Here is a 16,102-nt window from a genome sequence, read left to right as displayed (position 1 = left end):
TTAGCGGTTAGCTATTAGCGGTTAGCTATTAGCGGTTAGCTATTAGCGGTTAGCCCAATACCGCTTAGTGAATACCCAGTGACGAGCCTGCTCGCGCTGGCTCGAACTGGCTGATGTCAAACGGCGATCAGCCGTTTGGCGCGAGCCTACGGGCCCCAACTCTCTCATCGACACCGCACTGGGCTCGCAGCCCAGGCCTTCGGGGACGCTCACGCGACCCGACAACGCTCTGATGGGGCACGACGCGGCAGACGAGGGATGCATCTGGATGACATTGCCCGCCCCGAGTCTTCCCTACGCCGCGCCGCACGCCGCGGCATCGACGAACCATCGCGTCGGTTTGATCCGCTGCGACGGATAGCGATTCAGATCGGTTTCGCCTGACAGAACCTGCTTCAGGGCCTGCTGCTTCGCTTCGCCGGCGGTCATCATCCAGATGTTTCGCGCCGATTCAATCGCCGGAAACGTCAGCGTGTACCGAAAGCCGTCAAACTTCGGCACCCAATTCTCGACAAACCAGCGGTTCTGTTCGCCCAGCGCCAGCGTGTCGGGAAACAACGACGCGGTGTGGGCGTCATCGCCCATGCCCAACAGCATCAGATCCCAAGCCGGAAACGGCTCGTCGAAGTGGTCACGAAGCGTTTGCTCGTACTGTTCCGCTGCTTCGGCCGGTGCATCGACATTCACCGGGACGGCATGAATGTTCGCCGCCGGGATGTCCACCTTACTCAGCAACGCGGTGTGCACCATGCGGAAATTGCTGTCGGCATGGTCGTGCGGCACATTGCGTTCGTCTCCCCAAAACCAATGGATTTGATCCCAAGGAAGCTGACGCTCGCTCAGCATTTCATAGACGCGGCGCGGGGTAGAGCCGCCCGACAGGGAAACGCGAAAGACGCCGTTCTGCTTGACCGTTTGCTCGGCCAATTCGCAAAAGGAATCGGTCACGGCCAGTTGCAACGATGCGACATCGCTGAAGGGATCAAAGGAATCGTTCATGGTCAGCGGGGGTAATCGGATTCGGACGTCGGGGCCGCTAGATTCTATCAATCGATCGACGTCAGCCCACGGGCCCTTCAGCCGAAAAGCAAGTCGTGCTGCGGCGGCCGCCCTTGATCTCGATGACGGTGCATCAGCCCGAGCTTCTGGAGCGCAAGTCGCGCCAAGAATGCCGGGTTGGTCGTCAGATAGCGTTTGAACAATCGCTTCGGTTCGTGCGCCAGTCGAAACAGCCATTCCAGACCGTGGCGTTGCATCCACGGCGGCGCCTGGGCCAGCATTCCGGCGTGGAAAGCAAACGCGGCCCCGACGGCAACCAGCGGCATGCTCAGGCGATCACGCATTTCATAGGCGAACACCTCCTGCCGGGGACAGCCCAGGCCGACGAAGCAGATCCCCGCGCCGCTGGAATTAATTTCCTCGGCCAACTCGTCGCGCTCGAGTTGCGACAGCGTGCGAAAACGACTGCTGCGTGTGCCGGCGATCCGCAGCTCGGGAAACTGCCGGCACAGCGAGTCGGAAAACCGTGCCAGGACTTCGTCGGTCGACCCGAACAGAAACACCGGAACGGATTGTTGCGCGGCCGCCTGACAAAGCTTGAGCGTCAAATCAGGGCCGTACACCCGGTCGTCCAGCTTGCAGTCGTGCAACAGATTCAACGCCCAACGAACCGGCTGGCCGTCGGGGCAGACCAGATCAAATTGATTGAGCCGATATTGATGTTCGGGATCGGTCACCCCCGTCATCACACCGTGCACCGCCAGCGCGGTGACCGACATCGCTTGCCGGCCCAAGGCCGCATCGATCACCCTGGCAACGGCCGATTCATAATCGATCGCGTTGACACCGATGCCGAGAACGTTTCGCTTTCCGAGGTCGATCAATTTGATTCAGGATGGGTTGGAAATAGGTGTCCGGCACCTTTTAGTGAGGACGTTGGTGTCTAGCCTTTAGGCGATTCCCGGTCGCTGCGACGCAGCGACAGTGGGCGGCTAAAGCCTTCACACCAACGCTTACGCTGGTGCCATTCGTGTGCGACACGCTTCCGCCTCGGCGTTGAGCGAGCGCACTTGTTGGATCATGGTTTGCACGTTGAAGGTTCGACCGTAGCGTTGCAGTGCCCAGCGAACCAGTTCGAGCTTTTCCGCCCGTGGCATTTTCATTCCGGGGAGGTAGGCCATGTCGGGATCGTCTTCACAGCCCAGAACATCGGGTGGATGCAGCAACAACGAAGGCGTCGTGCCCGTCCATCGGCACAACCGCAACGCGCTGCGGAGGTAGGATTTGGCCGCCAGCTTCGAAACGCCGGCCAAGAACAGGAAGTAGCTGAAGTGAATCGGCGTGCGGGTCAACGGCATCACCGTCACCGGAATCTCCCACAACCGACTCGCTTCGACCGTACGACAGAAGGGGCGATTCGGATTCCGCATCGCGGCGAATCCGCCATAGAGCTGCTTGGCTTTTTCTTTTTGCTCGCCCTTGAGCTTGGTTCGGGCCAGGAAGACGGCTCGGGCGATCGGCGCGACCGATGTCGGGAAAACGGAAGCGTCGTAGGCGTAATCCAGCTTCGCCAACACGCGGAGGACTTCCTCGGGACACGAGAATCCCGGTCCGCGAAACCCCCGTGGCTGAACACCGAGCGAGGACGCGATGGCCTGATGCGTTCCAGCGATTTCCGCGAAAATTTCTTCGCGATCCATGGTGTGCATCCACGGCAGATGATTCATCGAGTGATTCGCGAACTCCACCGATTCCAGTGTCTTGAACGAATCGATTGCCTCGGCGTCGCGCTCACAGCGCAGGTCGCGGCCGACAACAAACACGGTCACCGGCAACTCGAGTTCACCGAGCAGGCTCACCATCCGCTCGGCGGCCATCGGCAGGTAGCTGGACGCCGATTCCCAGTCTTGGCGGCCGGCGGCACGGAGGTAGGCCCACTTGTTGTCGAAGTCGACCGATAGGCTGGCCGGGGGGCGTGCGTCTTTTTTAACAGATGCGTTCATGCGTGTTTTCCGCTCGAGCGCCTCATCGCGCCGCGGTACCGATGGAGCTACTCACCCCCGCGTCCGGTCAATGGCACCAACGCGGTGCGAGCGATCAGCCGCAGGTCGCGCCACAGATCGTTGCGGTCGACGTACTGCAAGTCCATCCGCATCCAGTCATCGAACGTCTCCGCCGCGGCCTTGTCGACTTGCCAATAACACGTCATGCCCGGCGGCACGTCTAAACGGCGGCGTTGCCAGTGATTGCAGGCGCGACTTTCATGCCAGGGCAGTGGCCGCGGTCCGACGAGCGACATGTCACCGCGCAGCACGTTGATGAACTGGGGCAACTCGTCGATGCACGTCTTTCTCAACAGGTGCCCGATCGGTGTGACGCGGGGATCGTGCTTGATCTTAAACGCCGGCCCGTCACGGTGGCTTTTCTGACGAAGCGCCGATTGTTTGCTCTCGGCGTCCACCACCATCGTTCGCATTTTGTAAATCGTAAACGGCTTTCCCCCCATTCCCTCACGGGTCTGTTTGAAAAATGCCGGTCCGGGACTGGTCAGCTTGACCGCCAGGGCTGCCACGACCAACACCGGGCTGACCAGGACCAGGCCGATCGATGCCCCGGCAAGATCAATCGCACGCTTGGTCAAACGCCTGGTCAGCGGTCGGTCGCTGAGAAGAGCTTCGCAGGTCACAAAGGAGCTGTGCTTCGAAGTGTGCGCCAAACTGCGTGCCGTACCGGTTGCCGTTGCCGCTACCGTTGCGTCCTCGTCGCGAGAAGTGACCTCTGGGGAGCGTGGCGTCTCAGCGATGACGGCGGGACGCTGCTGGACGGCCAGTCCGAGTGCGTCGCTCGAGCTTCGATCGACACGCAGCCAGCTGGATTCCGGGGCATCATCGCGGCGTCGTTTGCCGGCGCCGCTGGGCAGGTCGACATCGCGATCGGGGTCAAAGCCTTCGGGATCATGCACGCGCAATGAAAGCGTCGCATCGATCTTCCGCGTCTCGCATAAGCCGGCAAGTCGATCCAAAACGGATCGCCCGCCCATTTCGGGTGTATCGACCAGCAAGACGGCAAATCGATTGTTTCCCAGTTCGGCTTTCTGGTCGGTCAGGCGAACGTTTCGGTGCAAGATGCGAATCAAAGCCCGCCGACGCACTTGCAGTTGCCGTCCGCCCGCAACGTCGATGGTGACAATGCAAAACGGAATCGATCGTCGCGTCGCACGGATGCGTTCGCGCGCCACTTCGCGGTTGAATTCCGTTCGAGTCAGCAGCAACGAATCACCATCCCGAAGGATGGAGTTTCGTGACTGCAAGCGATTGATCAGCGCGGCTAGCACAGCAGGGTCCAAGCTCGTGTCACAGCGTCCTCGTCCATGAGCGGCGATGTGGCGGAATACGTGTTATCGACGGCGCTCATCCCGTGGCGCCTTGGTCCAGGTTGTCTACTCTTGGTTACTTCAGTCGATCGATCGAGCGGGGCGAGCCAGCAGGCACAACCCCTGCAGGCACAATCCCCTTCGCCGCCCTAGGCTAGTTATCCCGTGAAATCGGTCTAGGCGGTTTTGCGCCAACGATCGTTGTAGTCCATGAACCAGCGAAAATGGTGACTGTTACACGGATTTTTACGGCAGGGTAATTTCTGTAACCTTATGCAACGCGTAAAGTCACGTAGCTTTACCCTCAAAATGCAGTTTTTCCGCGCGAGGAGACACGTTGAACACCCCCCAGCAGCCCGGACGGCCGTCCCTGGTTCGAACACTCGAACCAGAGCCCATGGATGACGAATCGGAGGTTCAAGAGTACCAGCAAATGGATCACGAGGGTGTCAACGGCGCCTTTGTCGACGATTTGATCGGCGGTGGTACGGTCGGCCCCAAAGTCGTTGATCTGGGCTGTGGGACGGCGGCCATCCCCGTTTTACTGTGCCAGCGTCTCAGTGAAATTGAGGTTCTGGGGGTCGATTGTTCGGTCGAAATGCTGGAAGCCGCCCGGATCGAGATCGAACTCGGCTCGGTCACCGGACGGGTGTTCTTGGAACACGCCGATTGCAAGGTGCTCGACGGGTTCCAAGACGATGCCGCCGACACCGTGATTTCCAACACGATGCTGCACCACGTCGCCGAACCGGAGCGGGTGATAGCCCAGGCGATCCGCATCCTGGCACCGGGTGGACGTTTGTTTCTACGTGATCTTGCCCGACCGGCCAGCGAAGCCGAGGTCGAGGGGTTGGTCGATCTGCACGCGGCCGGGGAATCCGACTACGGCCGGCAATTGCTGCGACAATCCCTGCACGCGGCGTTGACCGTCGACGAGGCCGTGGACATTCTGGCCGGTTTTGGTGTCCCCTCCGAAGCGGTCCGGATGACCAGCGATCGTCACTGGACGGTCGATTGGATCAAGGCGAACTGACGCATGCGGGCTTAAATCGACAGGCAGCTCGCGCCGGTCCGCTAACTTCTTCCACGGCAACCCCGGCGTCGAATCCCTGTTGGTTGTCGCCCCGATCCACTAGGATCTAAAGCGTGAACGTTACTCTCGCTTCTTTGTCGCAAGACCCCGGCGCATGAAACAAATTCGGAACTTCTGCATCATCGCCCATATCGATCACGGAAAGTCGACTTTGGCCGACCGCTTGATCCAGGCTTGCGGCGGCGTCACCCAGCGTGAGTTCCACGACCAGATGCTGGACTCGATGGATATCGAGCGGGAACGTGGCATCACGATCAAGAGCAACACGATCACACTCGCCTACATCGCGCCGGACGGTCAGGAGTATCAGCTGAACCTGATCGACACGCCCGGCCACGTGGATTTTTCACATGAGGTCCGGCGATCGTTGATGGCTTGCGAGGGGGCATTGATGGTCGTCGATGCGTCGCAGGGCGTCGAAGCGCAAACGGTGGCCAACCTTTATCTGGCCATGGAATACGATCTAGAACTGCTGCCGGTGATCAACAAGATCGATCTGCCGGCGGCGGATGTCGACCGCGTCCGCGAGGAGATCGACGCCGACTTGGGGCTCGACCCGTTTGCGGCGATCCCGGTGTCGGCCAAGACCGGCCAAGGCATCGATGACGTCTTGGCGGGTATCGTCGAGCATCTGCCGCCGCCCAAGGGTGACCCCGACGCGCCGCTGAAAGCGTTGGTTTTTGACGCCCATTTCGACAAGTACCGCGGAGTCATCTTGCAGTGCCGCGTGATGGACGGGACGTTGAAATCCGGACAGACGATTCACTTCATGCACGGGGGTCGTGACTACAAAGTCGACGAACTGGGATACAACCAGTTCAAACTGAATCCCCGCAAACAGCTTTCCGCCGGCGAAGTCGGCTACATCGTCGCCGGCGTGAAGAGTGTTCAAGACATCGAGATCGGCGACACCATCACGCTGCTCGATCGTCCCGCCGGCGAACCCATCCCGGGCTACCAACCGGCCAAACCCGTCGTCTTTTCGTCGGTCTATCCGATGAGCACCGATGAGTACCAGGACTTGACCAAGGCGCTCGACAAACTGGCGATCAACGATGCGGCGCTGACCTTCGAAAAAGACTCCTCGGCCGCACTCGGGTTTGGATTCCGCTGTGGCTTTCTCGGGCTGCTTCACTTGGATGTGATCCAAGAGCGTTTGCAGCGTGAATTTGACATCGGCCTGGTCATCTCCGCACCGTCGGTCAAATACAACCTGACGCTCAAGGACGGATCGACCATCGACGTCGACAATCCGTCTTATTGGCCCGACCCGAGCCTTATCGATTCGGCAACCGAACCCTACATCAAGGCATCGATCCTGACCCCGGAAGAGTTCGTCGGACCGGTGATGGAATTGTGTCGAGAACATCGCTCGGAAAGCCAGACGATGAATTATCTCTCGGCGGGGCGAATCGAAGTGTCCAGCGAGATGCCGCTCGGCGAGGTCCTGTTCGACTTCTACGGCAAACTCAAGATGATCACGCGGGGCTACGGATCGTTTGACTATGAACAGATCGAGTATCGAAAGACCGATGTCGTGAAAGTCGATATCCTGGTCAACAAAGAACCGATCGACGCGCTGGCCTACCTGGTTCACCGCGACAAGGCGCGAGCACGCGCCCTGCATTATTGCGAGCAGCTTGCCGAAGCGATCCCACGCCACCAATTCAAGATCCCCATCCAGGGCGCGATCGGCGGTACGATCATCGCCCGAGCGACGATCCAGCCGTATCGAAAAGATGTGACCGCAAAACTGTACGGCGGCGACGTGACTCGCAAAAAGAAATTGCTCGAAAAGCAGAAGAAGGGCAAGGCGAAGATGAAGCAATTCGGCAGCGTCAACATTCCCCAAAAAGCCTTCGTCTCGGTGCTTCGAGCGGATAAGGATTGATCGTACTCAGGACTTGAGCTGCCGTGATCGCCAATCGAATTCAACAGGTACAAGACCCCGTCATTCCGATCGTGGGACGATGGACGAGCGAACATCCCGGAACCATTTCGCTGGGCCAGGGCGTGGTGCACTACCCGCCGCCGCAGGAAGTGTTTCGGGCGGTCGCCGAATCCGCCCAGCCCGATCGCGGATTGGATCGTTACGGGCCGGTCGCCGGGAATGACCCGCTGATCGAAGCGATCGAAAAGAAACTGATCGCCGAAAACGAGATCGATCCGATCGCCGATCAATCGTCGGTCGTCTGCACGGCCGGTTCCAACATGGGATTCCTCAATGCCGTCCTGGCGATCGCCGAGATCGGTGATGAGATCATCTTGTTGAGCCCGTATTACTTCAATCATCACATGGCGATCGAGATCGCCGGTTGCCGCCCCGTCGTCGTTCCGACCGATCGCGAAAACCAACCCGACATCGATGCCATCACGCAGGCGATCACACCACGCACCAAAGCCGTTGTCACGGTTTCGCCGAACAATCCGACGGGGGCGGTTTATTCAAAAGACGCTCTCGCGGAGATCAACCTGATGTGTGCCGCCCGCGGGCTGTACCATCTTTCTGACGAGGCCTACGAGTACTTCACTCACGACGGGGTGCGACACTATTCGCCCGGTTCGGCCATCGGCGCGAGCGAACACACGATCTCGCTGTTCTCACTTTCCAAGGCCTATGGGATGGCGGGCTGGCGGATCGGCTACTCGGTCGTCCCCAATCATCTGCTGGTGGGAATCAAAAAGATCCAAGACACCAATTTGATCTGCCCCCCGATCATCTGCCAGGTTGCCGCCGAAGCGGCGCTTCAAGTCGGCTCGCAGTGGTGCCGAAAGCAAATCACCGGATTGACCGCTGTCCGTGATTCGACGCTGGAAACATTGTCCGAGCTGGGCGACCGAGTTCAGTTCGCCGTTCCCCAGGGCGCGTTCTATGTCTTGTTCCAATTGCAGACTGACCAGTCCGACATGGAACTGGTAGAAAAACTGATTCGACAATTCGGGGTCGCCGTGTTGCCGGGCAGTGCATTTGGTGAGTCGAAAAGCTGCACCCTGCGTCTTTCGTATGGGGCACTCGATCCGCAATCGGTCAGCGAAGGCGTGGGGCGCCTCCGCGACGGTCTCGCCACACTCCTTTCCTGAACCGGTTACCAACGATGCAGATTGCCGCCGTCCAATTGAACATGGCTTGGGAAGACAAAGCCGCCAATCACCAGCGCCTCCGCGACTTGCTCTCCGCCGCCACGATCCAGCCGGGCACGCTGGTGATCGTCCCTGAGATGTTTGAAACGGGATTCAGCATGAACGTGGACGTGACCGCCCAAAGCGAAGCCCGCGAAGGCGAAGCGTTGCTGCGAGATCTGGCGAGACAGTACGATGTCACCATGATGGGCGGCGTGGCGAGCCCCGTCAGCGATGGTCGCTCGAGTAATCAATGCGTCGTCTTCGCCCCCGACGGGACGCAGTTGGCACGCTATCAGAAAATGCATCCGTTTTCGATTACCGGTGAAGCAAACCATTACACCGCCGGCACGTCTCCGGTCGTGTTTCAATGGCAGGGCGTCAAGATCACCCCCTTCATCTGCTACGACCTCCGCTTCCCCGAAATCTTTCGGCCGGCGATCCTCCGCGGCGCAGAACTGATCACCGTGATCGCCTGCTGGCCGACCGTCCGCAGCGAGCACTGGGTGCGGCTGCTGCAAGCCCGGGCGATTGAGAATTTGGCGCCCGTCGTGGGAGTCAATCGCTGTGGCGAAGAACCGAAGCTGAAGTTCGACGGCCGAAGCTGCGCCTTCGATCACATGGGAACTCCACTCTTCGAAGCCTCTGACCAAGAGCAAGTCATCATCACCGAAATCGATCTCGAAGCGGCACGGCGGTGGCGTTCAAAATTCCCCGCCTTGCAAGACATCACGGGCGTCAGCGATTCGGCTGTTGTTGACCATTCGACACCGAACTGAGCGACGATAGCGGCTCAGCATGGCTATCGAAACCTGAATCACCCTCCCTGGCAGGGCATCGGTGGGTGCGGGGCCACGGAAGCCCTCCCCTCGCTACGCTCGACCCTCCCGCACACGGGAGGGTTACTACTTTACTTGGTGCCTATGGGGTCGATCGCAGCGAGGGAACGGTCGACCGATCGTCGCTGTGAGACCACCACGACGGATGCGTTCGGATCGCGTTGCGCGTTACGGGTTCGCCGTGTGGCTTGGCAGGGCACTATAATACAGACGTCTTTACCAGTTTTTCGTGAAGGAAACCCAAATGAGTTCTTCTGTTGTTGATGCGTTGCGACAGGTCGTTGCCGATTCGTACGCGTTGATTGGTCAAACGCACCTTTGTCATTGGAATGTCCGCGGTCCCGGCTTCTTTTCGCTGCACAACGCGTTCGAGCTTCAGTACACCGAATTGTTTGCCGCGGTGGATGAGATCGCCGAACGGATTCGTGCCAAAGGCGCCCTGGCTCCCGGCGGCCTGACCAATCTGGCGAACATGGCGGGCATTCCCGAGATCGCCGAAGACGCGACTGCCGATCAGATGGTCAAGCATCTGATCGAGGCCAACGAAAAATTGCTCGGCGATCTGAAGAAGGCGCGTGACATCGCCGGCGAAGCAAGCGATTCCGAATCCGAGGACCTGATGATCGCTCGCATTCAAGTCCACGAGAAAACCGTTTGGATGTTGAGGAGTTACCTCGGGTAATGCCGCACCGGCCGCAGCAATGTTTCTGAAATCCGACTCAATTCGCCGCCGTGGAATCGGCGGCGTTGCGAGTTTGGAATGACGATCCAATTCTGCCCGACGGATGCGTCGTAAGGTTCACCGTTACTGATGAGATCGACCATGGGATCGAGCCGGAAAATTGTATCCGGCATCTGGATTATTCTACTGACGATCACGACTGGATGTGGTCGCCCCTCGGAAACGACAGTGCCAAGCGACCCGACCAGCACCGATCGAGAGAAGCAGGACGATTCCTTTGCGTTGCTGCGTCGTCAAATGGTGGCCAGGCAACTTGCCGGCCGTGGTATCAAGAATGAACGTGTGCTCGATGCGATTCGACGCGTCCCTCGTCATCAATTCGTCCCGAAGCGATTGCAAGACCGGGCCTATCATGACTCGCCGCTTCCGATCGGCAACGGACAAACCATTTCCCAGCCTTACATCGTCGGCTTGATGACCGAGTTGGTTGATCTGCAGGCTGACGATCGAGTGCTGGATGTCGGGACCGGGTCGGGATATCAAGCGGCCGTGTTGGCGGAATTGGTCCAGCATGTCGACAGCATCGAGATCGTCGAATCGTTGGCCAAGGCTGCAGAGGCGCGATTGAAAATGCTCGGGTACAAGAACATCCGTGTCCGCCACGGTGACGGCTACGCCGGGTTGCCGAACGAAGCTCCGTTCGACGCAATTGTTGTCGCCGCAGCCCCTGATCATGTGCCACCAGCGTTGATCGACCAGCTCGCCCCCGGCGGCAAAATGGTGATCCCGGTCGGCGATCGGGTTCAATCACTGATCCTGATTGAGAAACAAAGCGACGGAGAGGTGGTTCGTCGCAACGTGGCCCCCGTGATGTTCGTCCCGATGACGGGCGAAGCGGAAAGGTGAACTGACGTCCGGCGGCGGGCAGCGGTTTCAGAATCATCCCAGCGGTTTTGGGTATACTGCCAGAGATTCACCACTTGCCGCGAGGAGCATTACGATGAAACCGCTGGGATTGAACAACGTCGGGTTGGCCATGGTCCTTTTGATCGGAGGTTGGATGGCTGGTTATGACGGGCATGCCGTCGAAGCGGTTGATTTGGAAGCCGCCAATCCGCTGTTACCGATTCCTGATCCTCCGCTGGGGATCGGCGGTGAAAAAAATCCTCCCGCGACGCTGTTGGACTTGGACGACCCGCCGACTCCCGAAACCGTTCGACTCGGCCGCTGGTTGTTTTTTGACAAACGACTTTCGGCCGACAACACGGTGTCGTGCGCGACCTGCCACAAACCGGAAAACGCCTTCTCCGAAACGACTCCGGTTTCGACTGGGATCGGCGGCCAGAAAGGGGGCCGCAAGGCGCCTTCGTTCACCAACCAGGCCTGGGCCACGCTTCCCCATTTTTTCTGGGATGGACGGGCGGCGTCACTCGATGAGCAGGCCGGCGGTCCGATGACCAATCCGATCGAAATGGGACAGAAGGACCACAGCGTCGTTGTCGGCAAGATCGCGGCGATCCCGGGTTATGCAAAATACTTCGAAGAATCGTTCGGCACTCCGGAGGTGACGATCGAAAGAATCACCAAGGCGATTGCGGACTACGAGCGGACTCGAATGAGCGGCAATTCCGCCTGGGATCGCTACGTCGCCGGTGACAAGTCGGCGCTCTCCGAAGACGCCAAAAAGGGCCGCACGCTGTTCTTCGGCAACGGGTTTTGTAACAACTGCCACAAGGGACCCAACCTGACCGACAGCGATTTCCACAACCTGGGCGTGGGCTGGGACGAAAAAACCCAGTCCTTTGCCGATGAAGGTCGTTACGCGGTGACCGAGGACGAAAAAGATAAAGGTGCCTTCAAAACACCTTCGCTCCGAGATGTCAGCAAACGCGCCCCCTACATGCACGACGGCTCCATGAAAACGCTAGAGGAGGTTGTGAAGTTCTACAGCAAGGGCGGAACCCCTAATCCCTACTTGGACCGTAAAATCGACCGGCGGTTTGCCGAGCAATTGGACTTTACCGATGCCCAAGTCAACCAATTGGTCAAGTTCATGGAATCGCTTGACGGCGAAGGCTATCAGGACACCGAGCCGGCGGCATTTCCCCAATAGTGCGGCTGCGCCGCGAACGTGTTCCCGCCCCGACCCCGCGGATCGCGTTTTCGACAAGTTAGCAACGAGCGGGAACATCGATTCAATCAACCGTCCCACTGTGAATCATGTCGCGAGGTTGATGGAAACACCTGAGACGGGATCGGCAAATTCGGATAAACTGTGGTGGCGATTTAGCCCGACAAGAACGGACCACACCTACCCCGTGCCGGAGGACAGCATCGATGCGAAGGAAGCGTCTATCGGTTGCGTTGGTGGTGGTCGCGGGTGTTTTCGCCGTCTTGGCAATCGAAACGCTGGAAAATTGGAGCGGGAAACGCGAAACGGAAACGCCTTTATTGTTGGGCACGAATTTGTGGCTTGGCTACGAACCGCTTTTTCTGGCGCGTGATCTCGGTCATTTTGATGAGAACTCTGTTCGATTGGTCGAGTGCGCGTCCTCGAGTCAAGTGATTCGCCAATTTCGTGACAATACGATCCAGGCTGCCGCATTGACGATGGATGAAGTCTTGTTGTTGAGAGAGCGCGGTCTGGACCTGCGTGTGGTGCTGGTCATGGACATCTCACAAGGCGGCGACGCAATTCTTGCCCAGGGCGACGTGCAGGATTTGGCCGATCTTCGTGGGCGCAAGGTCGGGGTGGAGAACTCCGCCTTGGGCGCATTCGTGCTGACGCGTGCCCTGCAAAAGGTTGACCTCTCCGTCCAGGACGTGACCATTGTGTCGGTGGAAGCGGACGAACACGAACAAACATTTCTATCGCAAAAGATCGACGCGGTCGTGACGTTTGACCCCGTCCGCAGCCGACTGCTGGCTGCCGGAGCGATCCAGTTGTTTGACAGCAACGATATGCCGAATGAAATCGTCGATGTCCTGGTCGTCCGTGCCGACGCATGGGAGCAACATCAATCGCACCTCATCACGGCCCTGCGCGGGTGGTTCCAGGCACTCGAGTACCTCGAACAAAACCCCGACGAGGCACTCCGCAGCGTGTCACTGAGGATCAAGCTGACACCCGAGCAGATCAGGCAAAGCCAAAAGGGTTTGCACGCGCCGAACTTACAGCAAAACCTGTCGCTACTCGCTGGGCAACCCTCTCCGTTAGAAGAAAACGCGCATCGCTTATCCAAAGTGATGGTCGACAACGCGTTGCTGGGAAAGGAGGTGGTTCTTTCCGATTGCATTTCGGCCGAGCCGTTGATGGAGGTGTCGGCGCGATGAACGATCGATCGGCTCCGACACGACCGCTCGATTCGCAGATCGATTCGACGATTCAATATCCGTTGCGGATTCTGTTGCCGCTGAGCCTGATGGTGATGGTGTTGGCGCATACCGGTTGGTCCCTGTTCTCCAATCGTTCGCAGATCGTCCACAGCACCAATCGCGAGGCGGTGATCGTTTTGAGGCGGACGATGTCGCAATTGGCGGGGTCATTGGAGCGGGCCGCGCGGCGCAATGAACTCTCCACGATGCAGTATTCGCTCGCATCGCTGGGTGCGGATCCCGAGGTCAAGTTTGCCGTGTTGATCGATGAAAACGATGACGTCATCGTCTCCATGCGACGCGCCGATGTCGGTCATCGGTTTGCCGAGTCCTTGCCGCAAAACTATCAAGATTCACCGATCCTGGGTCCCGGCGCCCTCGCACGTGTCCGCATGTCGCAGATCAGCAGCACCGTTCCGTTCGGCGACGGGCACACCATCGTCGGCGTCCACCCGGTCGTGCTGGGCGCCAAGGCCGATCGGATCCGCCCCGATCACTTGGGGCTGTTCGTCGTACTTCGTGACATCAGGCCGACCATCCAACGGGCCACCACCGCGGTGTCCCGCCAGGCACTCGGAACCTTGGTGATGAGTTGCCTGATCGCCATCGGTCTGGGGCTCTTCTTTCACTTCCGAATCGCCAAGCGTTTGGAACGATTGGAACAAATGACGCGGATGGTCGGCGCGGGAAACCTGACGGTGCGGACCGGCATTACCGGTGGCGATGAAGTCGCCGCGCTGGCCCGTTCACTCGATCGCATGGTGGTTGATCGCGACAGCGTCGAACAAACACTGGGCTTACAGGCGATGATTCTTGCCCATGTCCATGATGCGGTGATCTCGACCGATCTGAACGGAAATGTCGAGACCTGGAACAGTGCCGCGACACGGCTGTTCGGATATTCGGTCGAGGAAGCCGTCGGCCGCTCCGTCGAGTTCCTGTTCTTTTCCGACCATGTGGTCGACTGGAAAGAACAGGTCATGCTGCCGAGAACGGAACGTTCCGCCGACGACCTGCAAATTCGATTGCGCCGCAAAGATGCCAGCGCGGTACTGGTCTCGCTTCGTCTATCGTTGATGAACGCCGATGACGGTCGACCGATCGGCATCATCGGTTGCTGCAACGATATCACCGAGCAGAAGCGGATCGAAGCGAAGTTGGGCGAAAGCGAAAAGCTGGTGCGAGAAAAGTTGTCCGAATTGGAACATCTGTATCGGACGACGCCGATCGGATTGTGCATGATGGATACAGACCTGCGGTATCGCCGAATCAATGATTACCTGGCCGAGATCAATGGACGGCCCGTGGAAGCGCATCTCGGCCGGCCACTACGCGAGGTCTTGCCAGACATCGCCGACAGCATCGAACCGCTTTATCGTGAGGTGATCGAGACCGGCCAGGCCAAACGCAGCATTGAAATCGAACGGCCTCCGGTTGACGGTCACGGCCAATCGTCGTTCTTTCTCGCCAGCTACCACCCGCTCAAAGATGATTCCGGTCGGGTACGGGGCGTGAGCACCGTCGTCAAAGATGTCAGTGAACGACGCCGCGCCGAAGAACGACTTCGAAATAACGAAACACAATTGGCACACGTCTCACGACTGTCCACCATGGGGGAGATGGTGGCCGGGATCGCACACGAAATCAATCAACCCCTGTACGCAATCGCCAACTACGCGGCCGCCTGCGAACACCTCTCGCGAAGACGTGAGCCCGACTGGGAGGACAAGGTACAATCCGTCATGGGACAAATCGCCGACCAGGCCGTTCGTGCCGGGGAAATCATCCGCCGGGTGCGAGGCTTTGTTGCCAACACCGAATCAGACTACAGCCCGATCGATCTGAACGAATTGATTCGCGACACCACCCAACTCCTCTCCTTTGAAGCCAAACGTCTTGGTGCCACCGTGTCGTTGGAACTCGATGATGCCCTTCCACCGGTGATGGGCGACGCGATCCAGATTCAACAAGTACTCGTGAATCTGATTCGCAACGCTTTTGAAGCGATGGACGGTCAAGTCAATGGCAAGAACAACGTTCTGATCCGCAGTGCAATACTCGGTGGTGACGTTTCGGTGTCGGTGAAAGACTCCGGTCCCGGCATCTCCTCTGACATGGTGGATCAACTCAAAGAACCGTTTTACACGACCAAAGAACAGGGGTTGGGGATGGGGTTGGCGATCAGCCAAACGATCGTCGCGGCGCATGAAGGCCACTTGGAGATCCGATCGGACGCGGCCGGGGCCGAGTTCTGCATCACGTTTCCCGCCCTGCACGAGATTTGCTGAAATGGTCGCCCCACCCACCGTTTTCGTGATCGATGATGACCCGTCGGCACTCAGATCGGTTTGTGCCTTGCTGACCGCGTTCGGGATGACGGTCAAACCCTTCGACTCCGCCGAAGATTTCTTGGCCGACTATGACGAATTGCAGCCTGGTTGTCTGCTTTTGGACGTGCAACTGCAGGGCATCGGCGGGCTGGATCTATTGCGACAGCTGAGAAGGAACCATCTTGATTTGTCCGTGATCGTGATCAGTGGGAACGCCGACAAGCAGGTCGTCAGAACCGCAACCGAGCTTGGCGTGACCGAGGTTCTTCACAAACCGGTCCAGCCGCACGA

The 16,102-nt window shown here is 58.8% G+C and carries 14 protein-coding genes; 10 read left to right on the top strand and 4 right to left on the bottom strand.

Annotated elements, in window-relative coordinates; all coding sequences use genetic code 11:
• Positions 1-294: 294 nt before the first annotated feature.
• The 4 genes from pgl to ABX749_RS03780 form a co-directional block, all read right to left on the bottom strand.
• A complete protein-coding gene (pgl, locus tag ABX749_RS03795) occupies positions 295-999 on the bottom strand; it encodes a 6-phosphogluconolactonase (RefSeq protein ID WP_372894832.1) in 705 nt (234 codons plus the stop codon).
• A gap of 77 nt (positions 1,000-1,076) precedes the next feature.
• Positions 1,077-1,883, bottom strand: coding sequence for a WecB/TagA/CpsF family glycosyltransferase (locus tag ABX749_RS03790; RefSeq protein ID WP_372894831.1), 807 nt, complete (start codon positions 1,881-1,883; stop codon positions 1,077-1,079).
• A gap of 129 nt (positions 1,884-2,012) precedes the next feature.
• On the bottom strand, positions 2,013-3,002 hold the full coding sequence (locus tag ABX749_RS03785; protein WP_372894830.1) for a polysaccharide deacetylase family protein: 990 nt from the start codon (positions 3,000-3,002) through the stop codon (positions 2,013-2,015).
• A gap of 47 nt (positions 3,003-3,049) precedes the next feature.
• Positions 3,050-4,309 carry a sugar transferase gene (locus ABX749_RS03780; protein WP_372894829.1) on the bottom strand — a complete coding sequence of 420 codons (1,260 nt, stop codon included), beginning with the start codon at positions 4,307-4,309 and terminating at the stop codon, positions 3,050-3,052.
• A gap of 460 nt (positions 4,310-4,769) precedes the next feature.
• Here ABX749_RS03780 and ABX749_RS03775 point away from each other — a divergent pair, with 460 nt between their 5' ends.
• The 10 genes from ABX749_RS03775 to ABX749_RS03730 form a co-directional block, all read left to right on the top strand.
• On the top strand, positions 4,770-5,405 hold the full coding sequence (locus ABX749_RS03775) for a class I SAM-dependent methyltransferase (protein WP_372894828.1): 636 nt from the start codon (positions 4,770-4,772) through the stop codon (positions 5,403-5,405).
• Positions 5,406-5,559: 154 nt separating this feature from the next.
• The gene (gene lepA, locus ABX749_RS03770) at positions 5,560-7,356 is read left to right on the top strand and encodes a translation elongation factor 4 (protein ID WP_145212259.1); all 1,797 of its coding nucleotides are present in this window, start codon (positions 5,560-5,562) and stop codon (positions 7,354-7,356) included.
• 23 nt (positions 7,357-7,379) lie between these two features.
• The gene (locus ABX749_RS03765) at positions 7,380-8,546 is read left to right on the top strand and encodes a pyridoxal phosphate-dependent aminotransferase (RefSeq protein WP_372894827.1); all 1,167 of its coding nucleotides are present in this window, start codon (positions 7,380-7,382) and stop codon (positions 8,544-8,546) included.
• 14 nt (positions 8,547-8,560) lie between these two features.
• Positions 8,561-9,364 carry a nitrilase-related carbon-nitrogen hydrolase gene (locus tag ABX749_RS03760; RefSeq protein WP_372894826.1) on the top strand — a complete coding sequence of 268 codons (804 nt, stop codon included), beginning with the start codon at positions 8,561-8,563 and terminating at the stop codon, positions 9,362-9,364.
• Between the two features lie 304 nt (positions 9,365-9,668).
• On the top strand, positions 9,669-10,106 hold the full coding sequence (locus ABX749_RS03755; RefSeq protein ID WP_145212268.1) for a Dps family protein: 438 nt from the start codon (positions 9,669-9,671) through the stop codon (positions 10,104-10,106).
• Positions 10,107-10,334: 228 nt separating this feature from the next.
• Positions 10,335-11,012, top strand: a complete 678-nt coding sequence (locus ABX749_RS03750; protein WP_372894825.1) for a protein-L-isoaspartate(D-aspartate) O-methyltransferase — start codon at positions 10,335-10,337, stop codon at positions 11,010-11,012.
• Between the two features lie 94 nt (positions 11,013-11,106).
• Positions 11,107-12,219, top strand: coding sequence for a cytochrome-c peroxidase (locus ABX749_RS03745; protein WP_372894824.1), 1,113 nt, complete (start codon positions 11,107-11,109; stop codon positions 12,217-12,219).
• Between the two features lie 224 nt (positions 12,220-12,443).
• Positions 12,444-13,439, top strand: coding sequence for an ABC transporter substrate-binding protein (locus ABX749_RS03740; protein ID WP_372894823.1), 996 nt, complete (start codon positions 12,444-12,446; stop codon positions 13,437-13,439).
• On the top strand, positions 13,436-15,769 hold the full coding sequence (locus ABX749_RS03735; RefSeq protein WP_372894822.1) for a PAS domain-containing protein: 2,334 nt from the start codon (positions 13,436-13,438) through the stop codon (positions 15,767-15,769). Before ABX749_RS03740 ends, ABX749_RS03735 begins: the two co-directional genes overlap by 4 nt.
• Position 15,770: 1 nt before the next feature.
• Positions 15,771-16,102: response regulator transcription factor (locus ABX749_RS03730; RefSeq protein ID WP_372894821.1), on the top strand; the 332-nt coding region annotated here is incomplete at its 3' end.

Source organism: Stieleria sp. (genome assembly GCF_041595215.1).
GTDB lineage: Bacteria > Planctomycetota > Planctomycetia > Pirellulales > Pirellulaceae > Stieleria > Stieleria magnilauensis.
Note: the sequence above shows the minus strand (reverse complement) of the source record. Positions and strands in the feature narration are given on the sequence as shown.

Bases quoted from the DNA above. Each gene is read 5' to 3' on its own strand.
- pgl (WP_372894832.1), bottom strand. From the start codon at position 999: ATGAACGATTCCTTTGATCCCTTCAGCGATGTCGCATCGTTGCAACTG.
- ABX749_RS03785 (WP_372894830.1), bottom strand. From the start codon at position 3,002: ATGAACGCATCTGTTAAAAAAGACGCACGCCCCCCGGCCAGCCTATCG.
- ABX749_RS03775 (WP_372894828.1), top strand. From the start codon at position 4,770: ATGGATGACGAATCGGAGGTTCAAGAGTACCAGCAAATGGATCACGAG.
- lepA (WP_145212259.1), top strand. From the start codon at position 5,560: ATGAAACAAATTCGGAACTTCTGCATCATCGCCCATATCGATCACGGA.
- ABX749_RS03760 (WP_372894826.1), top strand. From the start codon at position 8,561: ATGCAGATTGCCGCCGTCCAATTGAACATGGCTTGGGAAGACAAAGCC.
- ABX749_RS03755 (WP_145212268.1), top strand. From the start codon at position 9,669: ATGAGTTCTTCTGTTGTTGATGCGTTGCGACAGGTCGTTGCCGATTCG.
- ABX749_RS03745 (WP_372894824.1), top strand. From the start codon at position 11,107: ATGAAACCGCTGGGATTGAACAACGTCGGGTTGGCCATGGTCCTTTTG.
- ABX749_RS03740 (WP_372894823.1), top strand. From the start codon at position 12,444: ATGCGAAGGAAGCGTCTATCGGTTGCGTTGGTGGTGGTCGCGGGTGTT.
- ABX749_RS03735 (WP_372894822.1), top strand. From the start codon at position 13,436: ATGAACGATCGATCGGCTCCGACACGACCGCTCGATTCGCAGATCGAT.